The organism is Tepidimonas sp. (assembly GCF_046292505.1).
Classification (GTDB): Bacteria; Pseudomonadota; Gammaproteobacteria; order Burkholderiales; family Burkholderiaceae_C; genus Tepidimonas.
The window spans coordinates 1-517 of sequence record NZ_JBKBQX010000282.1; the positions used below are offsets into that span (position 1 = coordinate 1).

The window sequence follows — 517 nt, forward strand, 5'->3', positions numbered from 1 at the left end:
GTGAGGTGCTGGATCAGCGCGTCTTCGAGGTCGGATTCGCAATACTCGTCCTTGAGGCCGAGGAATTCCAGCACGAAGGGGTCTTTGATGGCCTGCTCGGGGGTGATCGCATCGCCGGGTTCGGCCACTTCGCCTTTTTCTAGCATGGCCGCCTTGTTGGTGGACAGGGCGGTGCGTTCGTAGAACTGGCTGCCGATCTGGCGGTTGAGTTGGGCAATGGTCCAGCCGCCGCGCAGCGCCTCGGCTTCGTAGAAGGCGCGGGCCTGCGGGTTCTTGACCGAGAGCAGGCGCACATAGGCCGACCAGGGCAGGGGGAAGGCCTGGGCCAGGGCGGATAGGTCGAGAGAGTCGCCAGACACCATCGGGCGAATTGCCTCGGCAGGAGATTTTGCAGACGGCCCCTGCAAAGTCTCGAGAGCGGGTGATTTTGCAGATGATCTCTGCAAAATCCGGTCGGCAGGCCAGGCAAGATAGAAGGCGCGCATCTGGGCCAGATTGCGCCAGCCAAAGCCGCGCC

1 protein-coding gene is annotated in these 517 nt (G+C 63.1%); it reads right to left on the reverse strand.

The window, feature by feature from the left end; genetic code table 11:
- The coding region (locus tag ACK4TH_RS13280) for a DUF1016 N-terminal domain-containing protein (RefSeq protein WP_409627107.1) at positions 1-517 on the reverse strand (517 nt) is incomplete at both ends.